Below are 19,176 nucleotides of genomic sequence, written 5' to 3'. Positions count from 1 at the left end.
TCCGGAAAAATCAATATGAGGATTCTTCTTCAGCTCCTTGGATTATCTCCTTCTCTTTCATTTTTTCCGAATACTCTAAGAATTTCGTTCGGATTAAGTCTAGGGAAATCTGGTTAGGCAATTCGGAGCGAATGCCAAATAAACTCTGCCATCCATTCATAGCATTCTTTGTGGCGATATCGTCTACTTTCCATTGGATTTGCCTCTTAAACAATACTTCTGCCCAATCGGTTTCTCCTGTGGTCTCTGTTGGCAAGCCTGTGAGTGCTTGGACTTTTTTCCCGTCTGCTCCGTGTGATGTAGCATGGAACTCTTTCTCTCCTTTTCGATTCATTAGAAACTCTACAGTGTGCATATACTCATGAAAGATTTGTGGAAAGTTTAGCATACGCATCCATTCGGAAGGTAGTTTGATGAAGGTGCGTGTCGGAGACTGGACAAGACCAGGAACGATAGGAAGTTTTCCATAATTTGCGTTGGCGTTTCCACCTTCTCTAGGAAAGGCGATCACAACCAAATCACTCTCCTTTGTAATTTCATGCATCAATAGAGATAAGTCCTCTGTCCAGGGAGACAAACTCGACATCATAATATAGTTTTTGTCATTCAATCGTGTTGCTGTTTTGTCTAGCCAAATGGGATTCAGTTGAAGGCGCAAAGCTCCATTCGAAAATAACTCTATATGCCTAGAAAGTACTTGTAGAGAGAGATAGCCATGTAAGGCCAAACAAGGGTTAAAAAATCTATCTATTTTTTTCTTTGTCTCTTTGCTGTCTAAGGTGTTGGTTCTAGATATGATGAGATAGGTTACATTTTGTACATATCCATCAGATTTTAAAGTCAATTCACGGGATTGGATCGCATACTTCAACATATCCTCTGGATTCCCCCAGCCGGTTTTATGATCGCTATATTTGATCCACTCCCTTGGTTTACCGAAACTTTTTGTTAATTGGACACCTTCTTGAAATAATTCTATGCCTCTTCAAATCTACGTTCAGCATAGAAGACACTCGCCAACCAAAATCTACTTGAGGCTTTGCAATTTTTTGGGTCTCTCTCCAAGGTATCGCAGTAAGATTTTGCCTTCTGGAATTCCATCTGTTGGATAAATCGAAGGTAAGTATCCTTTGGTAATTCCTCTTCTGATTGAGAGGCACATTGTTTTTGGAGAGAAGTAATTAAATCAGAAGAATAGATGGGAACACTAAATGCAATCGAAACGAAGAAAAGGATCAATTTCATGAGGACTCATTTTGGCTAAGGAAAAAAAGAAGGAAAGCATTTCTTTTGTCAGAATCCAAGAATGAAATGTCCACGCAGACGAAGAACCTTTCCCTAAAGCCTGATAATCTACTGATTACAATCCAATTGACCACAAGGGAGATATAAGATTATGAATACTCTACAAAAAATTTCAATGTTTCTGATGGCAGTGCTAGCCTCAGGAAGTCTATTCGCAAACCCAACTAAAACCATTTACGAATTTGAGTCCGACGATGGGGGCTTTCGCACAAAAACATTCTTCTATGATAATGGTGAGGAAGTTGTCGCGTTTGATACTCAGTTTACCGAAAAGTATGCGGAACAATGCATCCGATTTCTAAAAAGCAAAACAAAAAGTCCAATCAAGTATCTAGTAATCAGCCACCCCAATCCTGATAAATTCAATGCAATTTCTAGCTTTAAAAAATTGGGAGCAAAGGTAATCGCTTCTAAACAAACTGCATCTGCCATCAAAGGTGTACATGAGTACAAAAAGTACTACTGGACAAAAATAGCAAAGGCCTTTACGGAGTCGAATTATCCGAAACTTGGAAAGATTGATCTTGAATTTGAAGGATCGTACGATCTTAAATTACAAAATGGAGATAGCCTTCGTTTGACTGAGCTTGGGTCAAAGGGTGTGAGTTCTAACCAAACAGTAACCTTTATCCCTGAAAAAAATGCCTTCTTGGTTGGAGACTTGATCCATTTTAAGACACATGCTTGGCTGGAAGGTGGAATCCAAAATGGAAAACCAAATCCGGACATAAATGAATGGGTACAAACTTTAGAGAAACTAAAGGCACTCGGCAATTCGGAAAGTATTGTTTACGGAGGAAGGGGAAAGGTCGCCAAATTGTTTGAGGCAGTTAAGGAACAAAAAAGCTATCTGCAGGAAGTTGATGAAATCGTTACAGATTATATAAAAGATTTAGGTGCTAAACAAACGGAACTTAAGTCAGATCAAGCAAACAAACATTACCAAGTCTTGGAAAAACAAATCGCAAAAGAATATCCAGACTATGCACTTCCATATATGATAGGTTATGGGGTCTATGGCCTTGTCAACGCAAAGTTAAAATAGTCAATGATCTTAAGATAATGAAATACCACCTCTTCGGAACCGTTTCGGAGAGGTGCCAATGATTTCTTCAAAGTGTGCATAAAACGAAGATAAACTTTCATAACCACAGCTTAATGATATTTCAGTGATTGCCTCTTCAGTCGTCTCCAAAAGAATAACGGCCATTTGGATACGCTTGAGTTTAAGATATTCTAGAGGCGAGATTTTAAGCTCTGAACGAAACGTACGATCTATCTGGCGAGTCGACAAAGGCAATACATTTTGAAAATCCTCAATGAGAATTTTTTTTCGGAAATTTAATTCTATATAGTTAATGATCTTTTGGTTTCTCTCACTTTTGGCAATGGGCAGTGCTAGGACCCTCTTTTTGTTTTTGGGGAGGAGCTCCTCAAGAATTTTGGCTATCAATTTCAAACTTAAGGATCGGATTTCGGTTTGTTTCACCTTCCCCTCCAAAGAAATGATAAGAGCGCGTAGCAAAGGATGACTAGGAATCAAATGAATGCCTTTTTCTAAAGTATTTGCAACTTTTGCATCAAAATACAGGGAATGGAATGTAACCGCATCACCCAAAGCGATGGTTCTATGTTTGGTTTTGTTAGGGATTAGAGCTATGGTTTGGTCATATAGAATCTGGCGTTTTGTATCATCTTCTAGTAAAAAAACTCCATTTTCCACAAGCAACATTTGGTGAAGTCTATGTTGGTGAAAACCAGAGTCTTGTTTCTTTTGGTAGATTTGTATCCTACTTAGATTTTTTTTCATATCTTTTTCCCACTTTATTTTTTGATGAATGTCCATTTTTCAGAATACTTTGTCTGAATTCAGGAAGAAGGTCTTTATGATCTATGCTACCTTGGATAGACTTACAAAGGGATTCTCATGAAGGCAATACAAATTTTTGAACATGGTAGTGCAGACCAACTAACAGTAACAGAATTGGTCACACCCAAGTTAAAAGAAGGGGAAGTTCTTATCAAAGTAGAAGCAATTTCTATCAATCACTTTGATATACTTTCACGAAAAGGCATCTATCCCAAGATGCAGTTACCGAGAACTTTAGGTATGGACTGTGCTGGTGTTGTCATTTCTTCTACTGATTTGCAAGGAAGGTGGAAAGGAGGCGAGAGAGTACTGGTTCTTGGTGAGACCTTAGGACTTGGTGGACCAGGAGCGTACTCCGAATATGTGAATGTTCCAGCAAACGAAGTATTCTCGATTCCCGATTTTCTAAGTATGGAGGAAGCAGCAAGTATAGGGATTTCCTGTCTTACGGCTTTGTATGTCACAAAATATAAATTAAGTGACATGAAGGGCCGTTCCGTCCTCATTCCTGGAATTAGCGGTGGAGTGGCATCTTCTCTCCTCCAGTTTTGTAAACTCTTTGGAGCAAAGACCATAGTAACTAGCCGAAGCGAAAGCCATTGTGTTTCTGCAATTGGAATGGGAGCAAACTATGCAATCAAAAGCAATGATCCAAACGCATTGAAACAGATACAAGAACAGACAGATGGGAAAGGAGTGGACATTGTCTTGAATGCAGTCGGTGGTCCAAGCATTCCGTTTTCGATCCAAAGCCTTGTGCAAAAAGGAGGCCAGCTGTATTTGATTGGAACTTGTGCTGGAAAGGATGTGGAACTAAATCTTTTCCAAATATTGATCAAAGAAATCAATCTCATTGGTTGCAATTTTGGAAGTTTGCTCCCAGAAGAGAGAGGAAATATCTACCAAGAATTTTTGGAATACCTAAGACAAAACCAATTTCACATCCAGATTGATCGTATCTTCCCACTCACTGAGGCAAAGGAAGCCCATCAGTACATAGAATCTGGAGGACATTCTGGAAAGGTCATTTTAAAGCCTTAGCATAGAGATTTGCAAGGCTCGCAGTCCGAGTAGCTCGTTTCAGGGAACTGGCTTTCCATTTGCATCGAAGTATCTCAACTCTCCATTAGGGCCAAATAGCACAGAACTACCGTCAGGTGCACTCCACTTTCTCTGGTTTGATTCCAACCATTCGATAGCCTTCCATCCTTTGTATTCAAATGAAACTTGTTTTCCATCAAAAATAGTAACCGTATAGTCATCATCGAACCATTTGTAGGTTCCATTTTGCCAAAGATAAAACATTTCCCCATTGGGACCTTGGAAGTCACCTTCACGTTTACCTTTAAAGGCCGAGATGTCCGCTTCAAATGTTTCATAAACTGGCAGAACATCCTCAAGTGAGCGGATATCTCGAATGGATTTGGGTAATTCCATCCGATTTTTTGAGAAGTTCTGAAACTTTTTAAGGTTTTTGGGAATCATTTTGGTTAGCTGGGCATACTTCCAAGATCTTCGACTCTCTTTTGACTGTGCATAGGTTGTTTTGAAGTCACTGATACTATCAGCATAGAATTGATCTGGCGTACGATTTGTAATTTTTTGGATTGCCTCATGCGTACTAGATCCTAGGCAAGTAAGGCGGATGTATTCTGTTACTGCTTGTTTTCCATATCTTTTGTGAAGGTACTGCACCATATAAGCACCTATGGAATATGGCAATAGATTTTGGTAGCCATCACGTATCAATCCATCGAAGCTCGATGGCAATCTCCCCTCATTCACTAACTTCTGTGTCGATTCCAAAATCGAAAGTTTTACCGATGGCTCAAAAAAAGAGGTGGCATGATTTGCAAGACCTTCGACAAACCAGGCATCCGAGACACCTGAGTCTTTGATATTCGTTTTGCCACGTCGGTGATTCAAACAGGCAATTTGATGTAAATTGTGAATGGCCTCATGGTAATACGTCCCAAAGTACATCCTTCGTTTCATGTCTTCATCCAAAATTGGATCTGATGTTGCTTTTGGCTGCTTATTTCCGCAGCAAATAGTAATCCCATCTTGACCACCAAATCCTCCTTCGGCGCCCCCTCCTGGTTGGGTACGACCTGTATAGGCAAACATTGCCTGTGGAGTATCAAATAGGAGAATGGGAACTTTACCTTCGTTTTCCAATTGAAATTCTGATTTTAAAAATTTTCTGAATTCGGCGACATTCCAATTTTCTCTCAATCCCTGCATCACAAAATTCCACTCTGAGGAATGGTAGATATCATAAGGGCCTATGTTTGTTTTAGGTTCTCCAAATTTTCTAGGGTCGGGCATTAACCAATTTAAAGCAGAATTGCTTTCATCAGATTGGTAGATATAGTCAAAATCTTTTCTATGAGCATCCCATCTTCTATATATCCGAGTACCATCTGGCCATTGGACGTACATATTTGGTTTGCAATCCTTACAGTTGTCTAAAGAAGAACCTATTTTGATTTGATTCTTAAATGTTAGGTTCCAATTGTTTGGAGCATATTCAACATAGACAAATTCATTTGGTTTATCCCAACTATAATTTTTATCTGAATGGAAATAGACAAGGCCTCCTCCTGGTCCTGTATAATGCACGGACAATACCTTTGGCTTTTCTAAGGCGAGGTCTTCGTATTCCAAAAACAATGGAAATTTGATGGATGAAAAAGATTCTGGTGCCGTGATCCCAAATTCTTTCAGGCTGGGTAAGGCATTTCTGTTTGATTTTTTTCTATATCCGATTGACTCATATAATCTATGTTCAACGCCTGAAGAATCTTTGACAACGTAATCATATTTGGATCTTTTTTGTTGATAATAACCATTTAAACTAGATCCATCCGGGTATTGTAAGTAAATCGTCTCCTTACAGCCATTGCAGGCGTTTGTAAAAGATTTAAAAATAAATCCATCACCCGTATTGATTTGAAAATTTCCATTTTCCCAAATCTGTGCATTGGTTCCATCTTTCAGTTCCCATTTAAATAGTTTGGAATTCCATATATAAGCCTTTAATCCTTCAGGGCCGGTCAGCTCTCCTGTAAAGCCACTGGGAATCCGAAGTGAAACATCAGCCAAGTTTGGAACCGGGATTGCCTGTACTTCTTCATACGATTTTGGCAATTCTCTAGGCCAATTTGGTTTTTTCCAGATCCTTCCTGTTTGAAAGTCGACTGACCTTTCCTGTGCAGATAGACCCGTAAAGGAGACCGAAAAAACGAGGAGGATGTTGAAAATAAGTCGATTCATACAGCAGGTGATCTTAGCAGAATACAGGACAAAATCAACTCCAAATCAAGGATTTAGACATTCCGATGTTTGGGTTTCATGACAAAATACATTTCGTTTCCTCCCGTTCCCAAATTTTAATGTAAGCAGTTGCGATTTTCGGGAAGATTCAGTCAGACGATAGAAACTATTGCGAGACATTTTTTTCCCTTCTGATAGAATTTCAACCTTGACTATAAATCCAATCAATTAACATTCATTTTACGAAAGATTCTTTTACGAACATAGGACCACAAAAGAATCTTTGGATGTTTGCAAGGAAGGCCTCCGGTTTCTAATTTCATTCACTTTTGCTTTCGGAGTCTATACATCAGGAGATCGGAGAGGCAATCTTCTTATATGATAAAAAAGTTTCATCTTCCTGACTGCCAAGAGAATCAATCCATCATTTTGGAAATTTCATTGGTCAAATCTTGGAATTTTTCTCTTCCAACATCTTTCCTTCTTGATCAGAATTTCCTATTTCCCATACCCTTGACCCCATGACGATTCGATCCTTCTTGCTTACCTCTTTCTTTATATCTTTCCTTTCGAACTGCGAGGTCATAGACCCCAAAGAGAAAGAGAATACAAATGAACTCATTGGAATCCTAGCCCTCTCTAGAAGTTCATCCTCTAATGGGAGCTCCACGAGCACGGGAAGATTTCCTACTCCCACCTGTGAGGTGAGTGCACCCTCCTTTGCAACTTTAAAAACCGCTGGTTTTGAAACTCGTTGCGGAGGAAGTTGCCACGCAACTGGAGGAAGTGAAGCGGCTAAATTCCGGGTCACCGTTTACAATGAAGTAAAAAATTATACGATATCTGGCTCTCCTACACGCTCGACTCTTTACAACATCCAATCAACAGGATCGATGAGTGGAAATACAGACCAAGCTGTTGACAAAGCAATCTATTGTTGGATCCTAGGCGGCACAAATCCGTAAGTTAACATCATGTACAGTGCCATCCTTTTCAGCCTTTTAGCATTTCTCACATCTTGCACCTATCACTCGTCAGCTGATAAAGAAAGAGAGATTGCAACGAAATCATTTTTGCTCCAACTTGCGTCCAATGCAAGGACTGCCACTCCGAGCTGTGACAGTTCCAATCAAACCTTTTCCAGCTTACGTTCAGCAGGTTTTGATAGTTCCTGCGGAAGGTCTGGTTGTCATGATGGTACAACCCGATTCAATACGACTGTTTACTCACAAGTCAGAGCGCTTGTCACTGCGGGGAATGCATCCAATTCTAACCTATATCGACAACAATCTACGGGCTCAATGGCCATTTATTCCAATGCAAATTTAGATCGTGCATTGTTCTGTTGGATCCAAAGTGGAGCAAATCCTTGAGATCTTTCTTTTGTTATGCGCTAAGTCTAGTTCTTTGTTTCCCTATCTTTGCCCAAGACCAAACTTGGAAGGTCAAATCGGGTAAGATAACATTTAAATCCGAGACTGAATTGGAATCTATCTGGGGCAAAGGAGAAGCAGTGAGTGGTCAATTCAATCCGATCAGTAAAAAGATTCATATAGAAATTGAACTTGATGGGATCAAAACGGATAACAAATTACAGACTTCTCACTTACATGAAAATTACTTTGAAACCAATCTATACCCGATTGCAAGCTTCGATGGCATAGTCTCGGAGACCAAAGAAACGGGAGAAGTAGAAGCGATTGGAACTTTGGAACTCCATGGAGTGAGACAAGGGCAGGTGAAACTTACGGGGAAAGTAGAAAAAACTAAAGAAGGTGTAGAACAAATCTCATACTTTAGCATCAAACTTTCTGATTATAAGATCCAAGTTCCCAAACTTCTCTTTTTAAAAATAAATCCCATCATCCAAGTCAAACTCAACCTAATCTGGGAAACTCCCAAATGAAACCAACACTTCTCATATTCCTCATTCTTTTTGTTTCCAACTTCCTTTACTCCCAAGATAGAAAAACAAACACGCATTTCATGGGATCAAGTATGATCTTTATGCCCTCCACGGAGGACATTGGAGAAAAGAATTTAGTATTTCGATTCAACCACCGCTTCGGAAATGCCAAATCTGGATTAGATGATTTCTATGGTCTAGATGAAGGAGCGAATACACAACTCGCACTGGATTACGGTTTGTCCGATCGCTGGATGGTGGGCCTAGCGCGAACATCCCAATTCAAAACATGGGAGACTCGCACCAAATATAGAGTCTTTAGCCAAGATTCGAATATCCCCTTTACCCTTAGCCTATATGGTGTTATTGGCCTTGAGACATCAGAGCAAACCTATACTTATTCCTATTTCACTCGCAGCTGGACAGGCAATGCAGCGATTGATAACCAAATCAATAAAGGTCTGAATACATATGAACTGACAGACCAGGACAAAACCTCTTATCTCTCTTCATTGCTCATTTCCCGAAAGATCAATGAAACACTTTCTTTGCAAATTTCACCTATGTATGTGCACAGGAATTTTACTCCTACTGAAATAGATAACACCAGGTATGGCCTAGACATTGGCGGAAGGATCAAACTCTCTACTCGGTTTGATATTAGTTTTAGTACCATCTTAAGCAAAAAAAGGGATTTCATAGGCTCAAGTTATAGCCAAGAATCCCAAAAAACCTCCATAGCGGGAGCAAATCAATTTACTAGCGATCAAATCAACACAGGACTAAGTAATGGAAGTATATCCCTATCAGAAGTCATACTCAGAAATATCATTTTGGATGAGCCCGTAAAACATAAATTTGTTCCTTTTGGAATTGGCTTTGACTTAGAAACGGGCGGACATGTCTTTCAGTTTATGGTCTCCAATACCAGAACTTTGGCACAAACACAATTGTTACGCGGAGGGGATTACGACTTTATGAAACAAGAATTCTGTGTAGGATTTAATATTCTCAGACAGTTTAGTATTGGAGAGGAAAGGGAAAAATGGTAAGCCCACTTACCTAGGGAATGCCCGTTTTCAACTAAGCTCGATCGGAACACGAAGTCCCTGCTCCGAAAAAAAATTTCAATTTTTTTAATACAAGAGAATAATTACACGAATAAAACATCGTATTTTTTTGAACTTTTCCTGATTTCGCTGTCTAAGGATCAGGAGTGTTAAAAATTATGAAATATGTAATTACGCTTGTTCTACTACTCGCTACGAGTTCTGTCTTTGCTTTGGAGGACATTGAAAAAGTTCTAGTCCAAAAAGCAAATACCCCTGAAGAAAAAAAGATTGTAAAAAACTATCTTTTGAAAGTGGCAAAAGACCACCGCGATGTAGCACAAAAATACAAAGACCTAGCAAAATCAAAAAGTGGTGGAAAGGCTGTCTACCAAGACAATAGAAAAGCAGAAATGCTCGAATTGGCTGAAAAATTCGAGGCAGATGCGAAAGTATACGAAGACGAGGCTAGCAAGTTATAATCCTGCTCTCTCCTTAGATTTACACAGCTGGACCAAAGTGAGCACAGTCCAGCTGTGCTGCATTCATCCCCATTGCGAGTGCATCAATTACTCATAGACCTCGTCACCTGTGATCACATTGGGGATATTTTTTGTATACATTCGATCAAAAGAGTCCTCGGGCTCCGTTGTGAACTTCCAAACCTTTTGGAATACTTGTTTTCCATTACCATCTTTTACCTTTGCCTTTACCGTATATGTTGTGTTTGGTTGAAAAGGAGCATTAGAAACAAAGGCTACAAATTTTAGTCCTCTTAAGAATGCCTCTGTATCTGGCGGAGGGTTTTCCAAACTCAACAATGAGATCGGCACTTTTTCTCCATTCGGATCTAGAAGGATTGCCTCTTCCCAATAGAGTTCTGTCTTTGGATCTTCATCAAAGAAGAGTTGAATCGATACAGCTGACGAATAGCTTAAATATGGTAAACTGGGGAAGGGATTCGGAAGTTCTGGAGGCATTCGCAATCGAATCATCTTGTCATTTGCTCCTGGGTAAACGACAAAGGACTTTTTTTCACCGATTACGCAGATTTCGGCAAAGTAAACGAGCACTAATTTTCCATTCTCATAATCGACTCTCTGCAATCCGATTCGTTTGATAGCCGGATTAAATACCATACTTCTATGAAAGGGGGTATCTAAAAGGCCTCGTAGAAGGAATTCTGGTGAATTTCTCTGAGACTTTTGCATAATTGGCAAGACTGTATTCACCACACCACAACCGTTTGCTGGCTTAAAACCCATGGCAATCGCTTGGTCGTTAGGAGTCTCGCCGATAAAACCCGGCAGTCCCGGTTTTTCTTTGTGTATCCAATCCAAAGCCTCTTGTGTGTTCATTTCGTACCCTGGATTATAATTTTGATTCAGCGTCAGGTATTCTCCATGTTTAAGTGCTGTCAGGTTCAAACGATCATCCAATTTAGGGGGAGGAAAATTTTGTGAAGAGAGATAGTTTGTGAGCAAACGAAGACCCAGTTTTCTATACTCATCTTCAGAAATATCGCTGGACTGAGAGTAAATTTGGCAATGGATTTGGCTCCAAATCAGTATAACGAATGAACAAAGCTTTGCTATGCGAAAGCGATTTTGAGTGATGGCATCCATAGGTGACCTCCATTCCTTTTAGATTCTAAGAGAAAACTATCCAAACTACCATTCGTCCGAGCTCACTTCTAGCAGAACAAAAAGAAATTATAAAAGTTTTAGATCTTAATGCTTGGAAGTGAAAAGTAAAGAATTTAATTTATCTCGAAAACTCAATTGTGACATTTTTAAATCCTCTTTTCATTAAAAACTTAGGGAAAGGATTTCTGGAGTTCGACCTCCTTACTCAGCAAAATATTCTTCTGGATTTTTCTCTTCCCCACCTAAACTTGTCTGAATGAATCCAGAAACAATCGAGAGCCTTCGCGAGGCTCTGAAATACTCTCCCGAAAATGTTCCCCTTAGGATGCTTTTGGCAGAAAACTTACTGGCTTTGGATCGATTTACGGAAGCAGAATCAGAATTTCTTCAATTGCTGAAATTTACGGATGACTCAAAAGTCAAACTAGGCCTTGCAAACGTATACTTCCAAAAATCAAATTATTCAGCCTGCTGTGTGATTCTGGAAGATGAAATCCAAAAACAAAATCAAAACGCAAGCCTTCATGGCCTATATGCTAAAGCATTACTAAAAGAGAACCAAATCACAAAAGCAATGGATGCCTACAAAAAAGCACAGTCCATTGATCCCAGTTATGTGGATGCAGAGATGGAAGAACGCTTCAAATCAAGAATAGCTTTTACAGATTCTGAGGATGCGGACGAAAGTTACGGTGATGATGGTTACGGTGAGGACTTTGACCCTCGATTTATTGAAAAACCCAAAACAAACTTTTCAGATATCGGAGGCATGGAAAATGTCAAAAAAGAAATTGATCTCAAAATCATAAAACCACTCCTCCATCCCGAACTCTACCAAGCCTATAGAAAAAAAATCGGCGGTGGAATTTTATTGTACGGTCCTCCAGGCTGTGGCAAAACCTATATCGCAAAGGCTACTGCAGGCCAAGTGAATGCGAAGTTTATCAATGTCAGCCTCAATGAAATCTTAGACATGTGGATAGGAAATAGCGAAAAAAATCTCAATTCCATATTCGAACTTGCAAGAGAACACTCCCCTTGCGTAGTCTTTATCGATGAAATCGATGCACTCGGGGCAAGTCGTTCTGATATGAAACAATCTAGTTCCCGTCACCTGATTAACCAATTCTTACAGGAATTAGACGGTGTAAATACTTCAAATGATGGAGTGCTCATCATTGGTGCGACCAATGCACCCTGGAATTTAGATGCCGCTTTCCGAAGGCCAGGTAGATTTGATAGGATCATCTTTGTATCTCCTCCGGATGAAATCTCGAGAGAATCCATTTTTAAGTTGAAATTGGCTGGAAAGCCAGTCGGTTCCATGGACTTCCAAACCTTAGCAAAGAAAACAGAAAATTATTCTGGTGCCGATATCGATGCACTCATTGACATTGCCGTAGAAGAAAAACTAGAAAAATCTTTTGCTGATGGAGTCCCCAGTCCATTGGAAACAAAAGATTTGCTGAATGCCTTAAAAAAGCACAAGGCTACAACGACCGAATGGTTCCAAACGGCAAAGAATTATGCTTTGTTTGCAAATGAATCAGGGCTCTACGATGAAATCCTAAAATATCTAAAAATCAAAAAATGAGAACCAATCAATGAATTTAGAAATTCAATTTGAAAAAATAGAAGTTTACTTTAAACAAAAAAACTTCTCCAAGGCCGAGAAAGAACTTTCTGCTATGCTCTCACAAAATCCCCGAGAGGCATTGATTTTTATTTACTTTGCTCAGTTATACAATCTAAAAAAAGAGTATCCCAAAGGACATGTCGCAATTGACAATGCTCTGGCCATTTCACCAAACGACCCATATGCGTTCAATATCAAATCTATCTTATATTATAACCAGCAAAAGTATTCAGAAGCCGAGAAATACATCAAAAAAGCTATTGAACTTGTCCCTGAGTTTGCTTCCTATCATGGACATCTTGCTGAAATCAAAATTCAGAGAAAACAATTCAATGATGCTCTAGAAATTGCAAATCTTGCTTTATCGATCGATCCAGAAGATACTTTAGCGTTAAATGCACGCAGCCAAGCACTCGTTAAACTAAACCGAAATCCTGAAGCCTTCAAAACTATCGAGGGAGCTCTCCGCAACGATCCGAATGATCCCTATACACACGCAAATTATGGATGGGGATTATTGGAAGCGGGTGATTACAAAAAGGCTCAGATGCACTTCAAAGAAGCTCTCACTCAAGATCCCAATTTCGAATATGCGAAAGAAGGTTTGTCGGAATCATTAAAAGCTACCTACTTTATTTATCGAATCTTCCTGAAATATAGCTTTTTTATCTCAAACCAAACAGCAAAATTCCAATGGATGTATTTTTTGGGATTCTTTCTTTTAGTACGTTCCTTAAAAACCATCGCAAAGCTGAATGAAAACTTACAATTTTTTATCTATCCTATCCTTGTTGTTTTAGGTATTTTTGCATTTTCAACTTGGCTGATTCCACCGATCGCCAATCTCATCCTTCGATTGCATCCGCTTGGCCTACACCTACTGAATCCAAAAGAGAAATGGAGTGCAAATTTTGTGGCTGTTAGTTTATTCCTTTTTTTCTCTGGGATACTCCTTTGCCTTTTTTTCCAAGAGTATCATTTTGCTTCTCTCTCTATCATTGGCTTTTGCCTGATCGCACCTCTCGGAAATATGTTCCAATCTACAAAATACCCCAAAGTACTTCCGATTTACGCCTGTATACTGCTCATCCTAGGTATGAGTGCCATAAGTTTAAGCCTTGTGGAACGAGAACTGTTCAATGTTTTTACGATGGTATTTGTATTTCTATTTATTGGATTTACTTGGCTCTATAATTTTCTGGTCATTGGCCAAAATGAAGGTTCGTAAAAAGAAAGAAAGTAGTTGAACCTTTAGAAAATATCAAATACAGTTTGTTCCGATGAATCCATTTCTTTTAAACAAATTCTATTCTAAAAAATCGTTTCTTGCTGTTTTTGGCGGAGAGCTTCGCATCTTCGATGAAAATCAGAACGCTCTTCTTTTCTTTGTCAAACAAAAGGCATTCAAATTGAAAGAAGATATCAGCATCTTCTCGGATGAATCCAAAACCAATGAATTGTTAAAGATTCGAACCGAATCTATCATTGATTTCTCAGGCACCTACGAAGTTATTGATGCTTCCACAAAAGAAAAGGTAGGTTCACTTCGTAGAAAGGGGTTTAAGTCTATCCTAAAAGATGAGTGGGAGGTTCTCGATGCAAATGGCCAAACCATTGCCCTCTTAGCGGAAGATAGCCTTTTTAAAGCTCTTTTACGGAGGATTCTCACCAATTTGGTTCCGCAGACCTTCTACATTACTGCTTCAGGCAATACACTCGGTATCTTCAAACAAACCTTCAACCCTTTCTTACCGCAATTTCGGGTAGACTTTTCCATGGACACAGGCAATGTATTAGACCGAAGATTGGGAATAGCAGCCCTTACTCTCCTCCAAATCATCGAAGGGAAACAAAGTTAACTCAATACAAGAGAAGGAAGTATACTACTATCCTTCTCTTTTCCCCTCTCAGTTCGAAAACCCAAAGAAGCCACAAATCATTTCAAAATGTGTGATGAGATAGACTAGAGGAATGATATTTCCAAATACAATAGAAGGCAATAGCCATACAAACAAAACAGAAAACGATTTTTCGAACATATAGAGAAAAAATGAAAAAAGAAAGATTCCTATGTACAGATCAATCACGAACTGCCGACCCCAAAACAATTGCACTGTTTTCTTCAATGATTTAACAAAATTCTCCTTTAGAGAACAGTAAACTGTATATCCTATAAACGAAACTAGCATACCAATTAGAATATATTTTAATAAAAGCAATTCGAATCGAATTGGTTTTGTATTTGGTACGTCCTGGAAACCGAAAGCGTACACCAAGAAGAAACACAAAAGTAGATAAATTAATTTAGTTTGAATGTTCATATGAATAACAAACAAAAGAAAATAATTTTGTCAAATTGGATGATTTTTCTCCCATTAAATATTGGTAAAATAATTTGACGTTTTATCAATTTATTTGATTAATTATTTTCCATAAGAAATACTAGATAATCAATACCAGAGGATAAACTAATGAAAAATAAAAAGAATTGGGTAAACCTATCAATGTTAATAGATGAAGTCAATCGCTTGTTTTATCGAATGCAATTTGTGGAGGAGCGGACCCAAGCCTTTGAGAATTTAGATTCTGCGGAAAGGAGTGTCTTATTTTTTCTTGCTTCCGAAGAGGCAAGCATTCCAGAATTGGCATTTATGAGGAATGTTTCCAGACAGAGAATGCACCAAATCATCATCAAACTTCAGAAAAAGAAACTCATCGAAGCAAACTACAACCCAAAGCACTCGACTTCTTCCAAATTCAAACTTTCACTTATCGGTAAAAAAATTCTTTTACGGATGCTGCAAAGAGAGAGAAAATTATATAAAAATCTTATTCCTTCAACTGATGATCGGTTTATTGTAATCGCAAGAAAATTAAAAGAAATCCGAGAAGTCTTCGAAAGGGTCCCATTTTAGAATGAGAGCCTAAAAGGTAATATTCGATCCATATAAAAACTTAGATTTGTCCAAATACTGAAAATATAGGAGGCATAAAACGGACGGAAAGCCACAAAGGCAGATTCGATACAGATACCCAAGTCCGCTACAGCTTCTTTCCAAAAAGAAAAAAGCGATTGTTCCCATGTCAGATCTCTTTGTTGATGCGATCACCTCTCCCAATGTCATAAGAAAAGAACTGGATGAGTCTATACAAAGATAGGAATCTGATCCTAGTGGAAGAGTTCCTCCTATTACAATGTTTCCTTTTTGTGGGATTTATTCTAGCGCCCATTGCCACTAATCAGTTTTTACTTCAGAACAATAGATCCTATTCGGACGCACATAAGATTAGCATTTGTTTCTTGTTTATCGGACATTATTTCTCGGTCCAGTACCTAGCTTTGGTATGGCCGCTCTTTTGTGGATATGGTTTTTATCTATATTGTAGAACTCCTGTTCTTAATAAATTTTCGGCAGAATGGCTCGTTTTGGCTCTCCCATTTCTCTTTAGTTTCCTTTCTGCCAGCTGGTATGTAGCTGACGCACTTGGATTAAAGCTTCTTGGCTATGACCAAAGATGGAGTTATTATGCCTCTCTCCATAGTATCTATCTAGGGTGGATCTTTCTTATTTGTATAGGATATCTATCCAATTTTAAATCAAAATTTCTGTATCAATTCTATAGTCTTTTTGCTATTCTTTGCTTTCTTTTGGTAGCATTGGGTATGGAAGGTATACCTTTGATGAAACCAATTGCTGTATTCGGCCTTACGCTTTCTCTCCCTCTTCTCTTCCTTCTAATAAGCATTCAGCTTAAAGGTCGGGGCAGAAAGAGTCTCTTGTTTTCAAGTATAAGTTTTGTTGCAATCTGTACTTCGATGGCCTTAGTCATTAGCCATGAATTTTTCCCGGGATTTCCAAACATTGCCTTTGGAATCAGCCTGATGGGTCTAACACTTGGGCTTCTCAATGCCCTTATCGCCATAACATGTTTGTATCTATCGATACATTTCGTAAACCTCACATCTCCTTCCACAAAACAGCAAACGGCCAATATTGTATTGTTCGATGATATTTGCATTCTTTGTAGCACTACAGTTCAATTGCTTCTCAAGTTGGACAAAGATAAAGTCCTTCGCTATGCCTCTTTAGACGGAAAGCTAGGCTTAAGCTTACAGAAATTGGGACAAATTGTTGGGAAAGAAAGTGTTGTGTTTGCAAGTAATGGCAAATACTACACTAAAGCCCAAGCAGTCATCCAAATCTTGTATAGCTTGCAAGGTATTTATCGTATAATCAGTATCATACTATCGATATTTCCTTTTTTTATTATGGATTTTGTATATAGTCTGATAGCCAAATATCGCTACCGCCTCTTTGGAAAACGAGAGTCTTGCTTTTTGCCTGGAGAGAATGTTAAAGAATTGTTTTTGGATTAGAATGTGAGGTTGAGATTTTTGTGAACGAGCCCAAAGTTAAAATACCTTTGTTTCATTCATATTTCTGGTGATAAAGTCTCTAGAAAAGCCAAAAAAAAACCAAAACCATGGTTGGATGCTCTATGTTTTCGATGAAAAGCAATTCCTATTCCTTAGTAGGAAGCGATGACGATGCTTGTTTGGTCAGTGCCTGCAGCAAATGTGCCGACCAAGGATGGAACTCCAGTTGTAGGATTCACGGTGAAGGCTCGCACAAATCCTCCTGTTCCGGAATACAAATAGGTACCGGATGGGTCCATGGCCAAGGCACCAGAATATCCAGAAAAAGTAGAACCTGCCATTGTAGTTAAGGTTCCTGTGGAGATGTCCAAAGTGAATCCAGCTAGATTAGCAGGTGTTTGGTTCCCTGAATACACGAAGCGACTTTTGGGATCGACAAAAATAGAATCCGGTGAGTCATTAATTGTGCTAAAACCTGGTCCCAGTCCTGAGATTTGCGCAAGTACTCCCGTGGTAGGATTGATTGTATAAACAAATATGCGGCCTGGGCCAGAATAATTAGCAGCAAAAAGATAACGACCTGCAGGGTCTGTTGTGATATCGATGGCATTGCTTCCTCCGGGAGCAGGCGATCCTACCGAGCTAAGAGCACCAGTCGTCGTATTTAAAGTCCAGCCGTCAACATTACCGTTCAGACCAATCCCTGCGTAGACAAATTTTCCAGTGGCGTCAAATGTTACTGCGTAGGGCTGAGCTGCGGACGTAGCGTAGCTTCCAAGGAAGGTAAGTGCTCCGGTATTTGCAGAGATAGCATACATATGTATAAGCGCAGAAGGGTTGTTCGTGCCAAGGACTAACCATTTGCCTGTTGGATCTACAGAAAGCCTTGTTGGGATACCGGAAGGAACATTAAAAGGAGAACCTGCTATTTCAACAAGCATGCCGCTACTCTTTGTGATGGAATAGACACGTATTTTATCCTCTCCCTGGCATGCCGCATACACATAACTAGAATCAGGTGATATTGCCAAACCTCTTGCTGCGCATAAAGCATTGGTAAACGGTGAGCCAGAAATCTCGGTGAGTGAACCCGTATTAGGGTTTACAGAATAGACCGAAATATTTGTGGAGGTGACATTCGAAACGATCACATAGCCTGCTTGTTTTGGTTGACAAGAAACAGTAACGTTTGTTATGTCCGAAAGCGCCCTACCAGAACCATTGGCGACAGTACAGCTAAAGTCTTTGGCTTGGGTTTTGACAGTTACATTGTATAGGGAGGTTCTTGTTGGAAAAAGAAAGCTATTGGCTCCATAGTTTATCCTCAAGTCATCTCCACCATTATTTTGTAGGACTAGTCCTGTTGCCAATAACCCGTTTATGGTTCCTGAAATAAAATAGGTAGGGCTATTTCTATTGGAAAAATCACAGCTCAAATTACGATCTCCTAAGGTAGCTTTCAAGAGGAGTGTATTGGTGAGGGAACTACTGTTTGGATCACAAGGATTGGAAAGAGCTGCAGGTCGGCAATAATGGAAAAAAAATAAACATAGCAAAACCGCAAATCGTATATAGCTAGAGATTTTAAGGTTTAGTACCACTATCTTTACCAGATAGAATTTTCGGATTAGTTTTTCAAGCCTAAACTCATAAACAATTATGTGATAAAGATAAAGCGAGAATTCCCTTTACGAACACATTAGTAGATTTACTCATGAATCAACGAAGAGTAGATTCTTTAAGGAAAATACTCAGTAAGAATACGATTCTCTTTTTCCTTTGCCTTTTATCTCTTTGGACATAGGCTGAATACGATCTACTTTTATTTGGGATGTAAAGATTAGCATCGTGAGGAATGTTTATGATCGATTGCCGATTGACTCTTCTGAATCATTTGACTCTGGCTAGGATATGTATTAGTTTAGATATTAATCTTTTGGGGTCGAGGATTCAAAGTAAGTATCAATGGCAATACAGTGAAAACCCTCAACAATGAATACATGAACAGTAGCGAATCTGAGTTAATTGTAGAATAAAAAAATATCTTCAATATTTTTCGGAAGCCTATCCATTGATAGGCTTGTACAATATCATGCTAATTTTATTTTTT

The 19,176-nt window shown here is 39.0% G+C and carries 19 protein-coding genes; 12 read left to right on the top strand and 7 right to left on the bottom strand.

Going from position 1 to position 19,176, the window contains the following annotated elements; translation table 11 throughout:
• Positions 1-10: 10 nt before the first annotated feature.
• Positions 11-874: a hypothetical protein gene (locus DI060_RS00160; protein ID WP_108972437.1), complete on the bottom strand. Its 864-nt coding sequence runs from the start codon at positions 872-874 to the stop codon at positions 11-13.
• Positions 875-975: 101 nt separating this feature from the next.
• Positions 976-1,245 carry a hypothetical protein gene (locus DI060_RS00155; protein ID WP_108972435.1) on the bottom strand — a complete coding sequence of 90 codons (270 nt, stop codon included), beginning with the start codon at positions 1,243-1,245 and terminating at the stop codon, positions 976-978.
• 151 nt (positions 1,246-1,396) lie between these two features.
• On the opposite strand from DI060_RS00155, the gene DI060_RS00150 reads away from it, so the two are divergent.
• Complete coding sequence (locus tag DI060_RS00150) at positions 1,397-2,350, top strand: MBL fold metallo-hydrolase (RefSeq protein ID WP_108972433.1); 954 nt, start codon at positions 1,397-1,399, stop codon at positions 2,348-2,350.
• Between the two features lie 9 nt (positions 2,351-2,359).
• Here the strand turns inward: DI060_RS00150 and DI060_RS00145 are convergent, their stop codons facing one another.
• The gene (locus DI060_RS00145; protein ID WP_167836860.1) at positions 2,360-3,115 is read right to left on the bottom strand and encodes an AraC family transcriptional regulator; all 756 of its coding nucleotides are present in this window, start codon (positions 3,113-3,115) and stop codon (positions 2,360-2,362) included.
• 117 nt (positions 3,116-3,232) lie between these two features.
• On the opposite strand from DI060_RS00145, the gene DI060_RS00140 reads away from it, so the two are divergent.
• Entirely contained in the window at positions 3,233-4,216 is a 984-nt protein-coding gene (locus tag DI060_RS00140) for a quinone oxidoreductase family protein (protein ID WP_108972428.1), read from the top strand.
• Between the two features lie 39 nt (positions 4,217-4,255).
• Here DI060_RS00140 and DI060_RS00135 read toward each other — a convergent pair whose 3' ends face one another.
• Positions 4,256-6,451: a hypothetical protein gene (locus DI060_RS00135; RefSeq protein ID WP_108972426.1), complete on the bottom strand. Its 2,196-nt coding sequence runs from the start codon at positions 6,449-6,451 to the stop codon at positions 4,256-4,258.
• Positions 6,452-6,972: 521 nt separating this feature from the next.
• Between DI060_RS00135 and DI060_RS00130 the strand changes: the two genes are divergently transcribed.
• From DI060_RS00130 to DI060_RS00110, 5 genes are all read left to right on the top strand, one after another.
• Positions 6,973-7,416, top strand: coding sequence for an LIC11213 family lipoprotein (locus DI060_RS00130; protein ID WP_108972424.1), 444 nt, complete (start codon positions 6,973-6,975; stop codon positions 7,414-7,416).
• 9 nt (positions 7,417-7,425) lie between these two features.
• Positions 7,426-7,824, top strand: coding sequence for an LIC11213 family lipoprotein (locus DI060_RS00125; protein ID WP_108972422.1), 399 nt, complete (start codon positions 7,426-7,428; stop codon positions 7,822-7,824).
• Entirely contained in the window at positions 7,821-8,357 is a 537-nt protein-coding gene (locus DI060_RS00120) for a YceI family protein (protein ID WP_167836859.1), read from the top strand. The genes DI060_RS00125 and DI060_RS00120 overlap by 4 nt, the downstream gene beginning before the upstream one ends.
• Positions 8,354-9,409: a DUF5777 family beta-barrel protein gene (locus DI060_RS00115; RefSeq protein WP_108972418.1), complete on the top strand. Its 1,056-nt coding sequence runs from the start codon at positions 8,354-8,356 to the stop codon at positions 9,407-9,409. Before DI060_RS00120 ends, DI060_RS00115 begins: the two co-directional genes overlap by 4 nt.
• A gap of 176 nt (positions 9,410-9,585) precedes the next feature.
• A complete protein-coding gene (locus DI060_RS00110; RefSeq protein ID WP_244594229.1) occupies positions 9,586-9,888 on the top strand; it encodes an LIC_10421 family protein in 303 nt (100 codons plus the stop codon).
• A gap of 87 nt (positions 9,889-9,975) precedes the next feature.
• Here the strand turns inward: DI060_RS00110 and DI060_RS00105 are convergent, their stop codons facing one another.
• Positions 9,976-11,031: an Ig-like domain-containing domain gene (locus DI060_RS00105; protein WP_108972416.1), complete on the bottom strand. Its 1,056-nt coding sequence runs from the start codon at positions 11,029-11,031 to the stop codon at positions 9,976-9,978.
• A gap of 277 nt (positions 11,032-11,308) precedes the next feature.
• On the opposite strand from DI060_RS00105, the gene DI060_RS00100 reads away from it, so the two are divergent.
• The 3 genes from DI060_RS00100 to DI060_RS00090 are packed head-to-tail and all read left to right on the top strand — an operon-like array spanning position 11,309 to position 14,547.
• Entirely contained in the window at positions 11,309-12,646 is a 1,338-nt protein-coding gene (locus tag DI060_RS00100; protein WP_108972414.1) for an ATP-binding protein, read from the top strand.
• A gap of 10 nt (positions 12,647-12,656) precedes the next feature.
• Positions 12,657-13,916: a tetratricopeptide repeat protein gene (locus DI060_RS00095; RefSeq protein WP_108972412.1), complete on the top strand. Its 1,260-nt coding sequence runs from the start codon at positions 12,657-12,659 to the stop codon at positions 13,914-13,916.
• 52 nt (positions 13,917-13,968) lie between these two features.
• Positions 13,969-14,547, top strand: a complete 579-nt coding sequence (locus DI060_RS00090) for an LURP-one-related family protein (protein WP_108972409.1) — start codon at positions 13,969-13,971, stop codon at positions 14,545-14,547.
• Positions 14,548-14,595: 48 nt separating this feature from the next.
• Here the strand turns inward: DI060_RS00090 and DI060_RS18835 are convergent, their stop codons facing one another.
• A complete protein-coding gene (locus DI060_RS18835; protein ID WP_135354957.1) occupies positions 14,596-14,814 on the bottom strand; it encodes a hypothetical protein in 219 nt (72 codons plus the stop codon).
• 345 nt (positions 14,815-15,159) lie between these two features.
• Between DI060_RS18835 and DI060_RS00080 the strand changes: the two genes are divergently transcribed.
• Together DI060_RS00080 and DI060_RS00075 are read left to right on the top strand one after the other, a co-directional pair.
• The gene (locus DI060_RS00080; protein WP_108972405.1) at positions 15,160-15,603 is read left to right on the top strand and encodes a MarR family transcriptional regulator; all 444 of its coding nucleotides are present in this window, start codon (positions 15,160-15,162) and stop codon (positions 15,601-15,603) included.
• Positions 15,604-15,860: 257 nt separating this feature from the next.
• Positions 15,861-17,066 carry a thiol-disulfide oxidoreductase DCC family protein gene (locus DI060_RS00075; protein ID WP_167836858.1) on the top strand — a complete coding sequence of 402 codons (1,206 nt, stop codon included), beginning with the start codon at positions 15,861-15,863 and terminating at the stop codon, positions 17,064-17,066.
• Positions 17,067-17,218: 152 nt separating this feature from the next.
• Here the strand turns inward: DI060_RS00075 and DI060_RS00070 are convergent, their stop codons facing one another.
• On the bottom strand, positions 17,219-18,667 hold the full coding sequence (locus DI060_RS00070) for a lactonase family protein (protein ID WP_167836857.1): 1,449 nt from the start codon (positions 18,665-18,667) through the stop codon (positions 17,219-17,221).
• Positions 18,668-19,176 lie beyond the last annotated feature (509 nt).

It is taken from the genome of Leptospira ryugenii (assembly GCF_003114855.1).
GTDB lineage: Bacteria > Spirochaetota > Leptospiria > Leptospirales > Leptospiraceae > Leptospira_A > Leptospira_A ryugenii.
The sequence above is the reverse complement of the archived record's forward strand: the minus strand, read 5'-3'. Positions and strand labels throughout refer to the sequence as shown.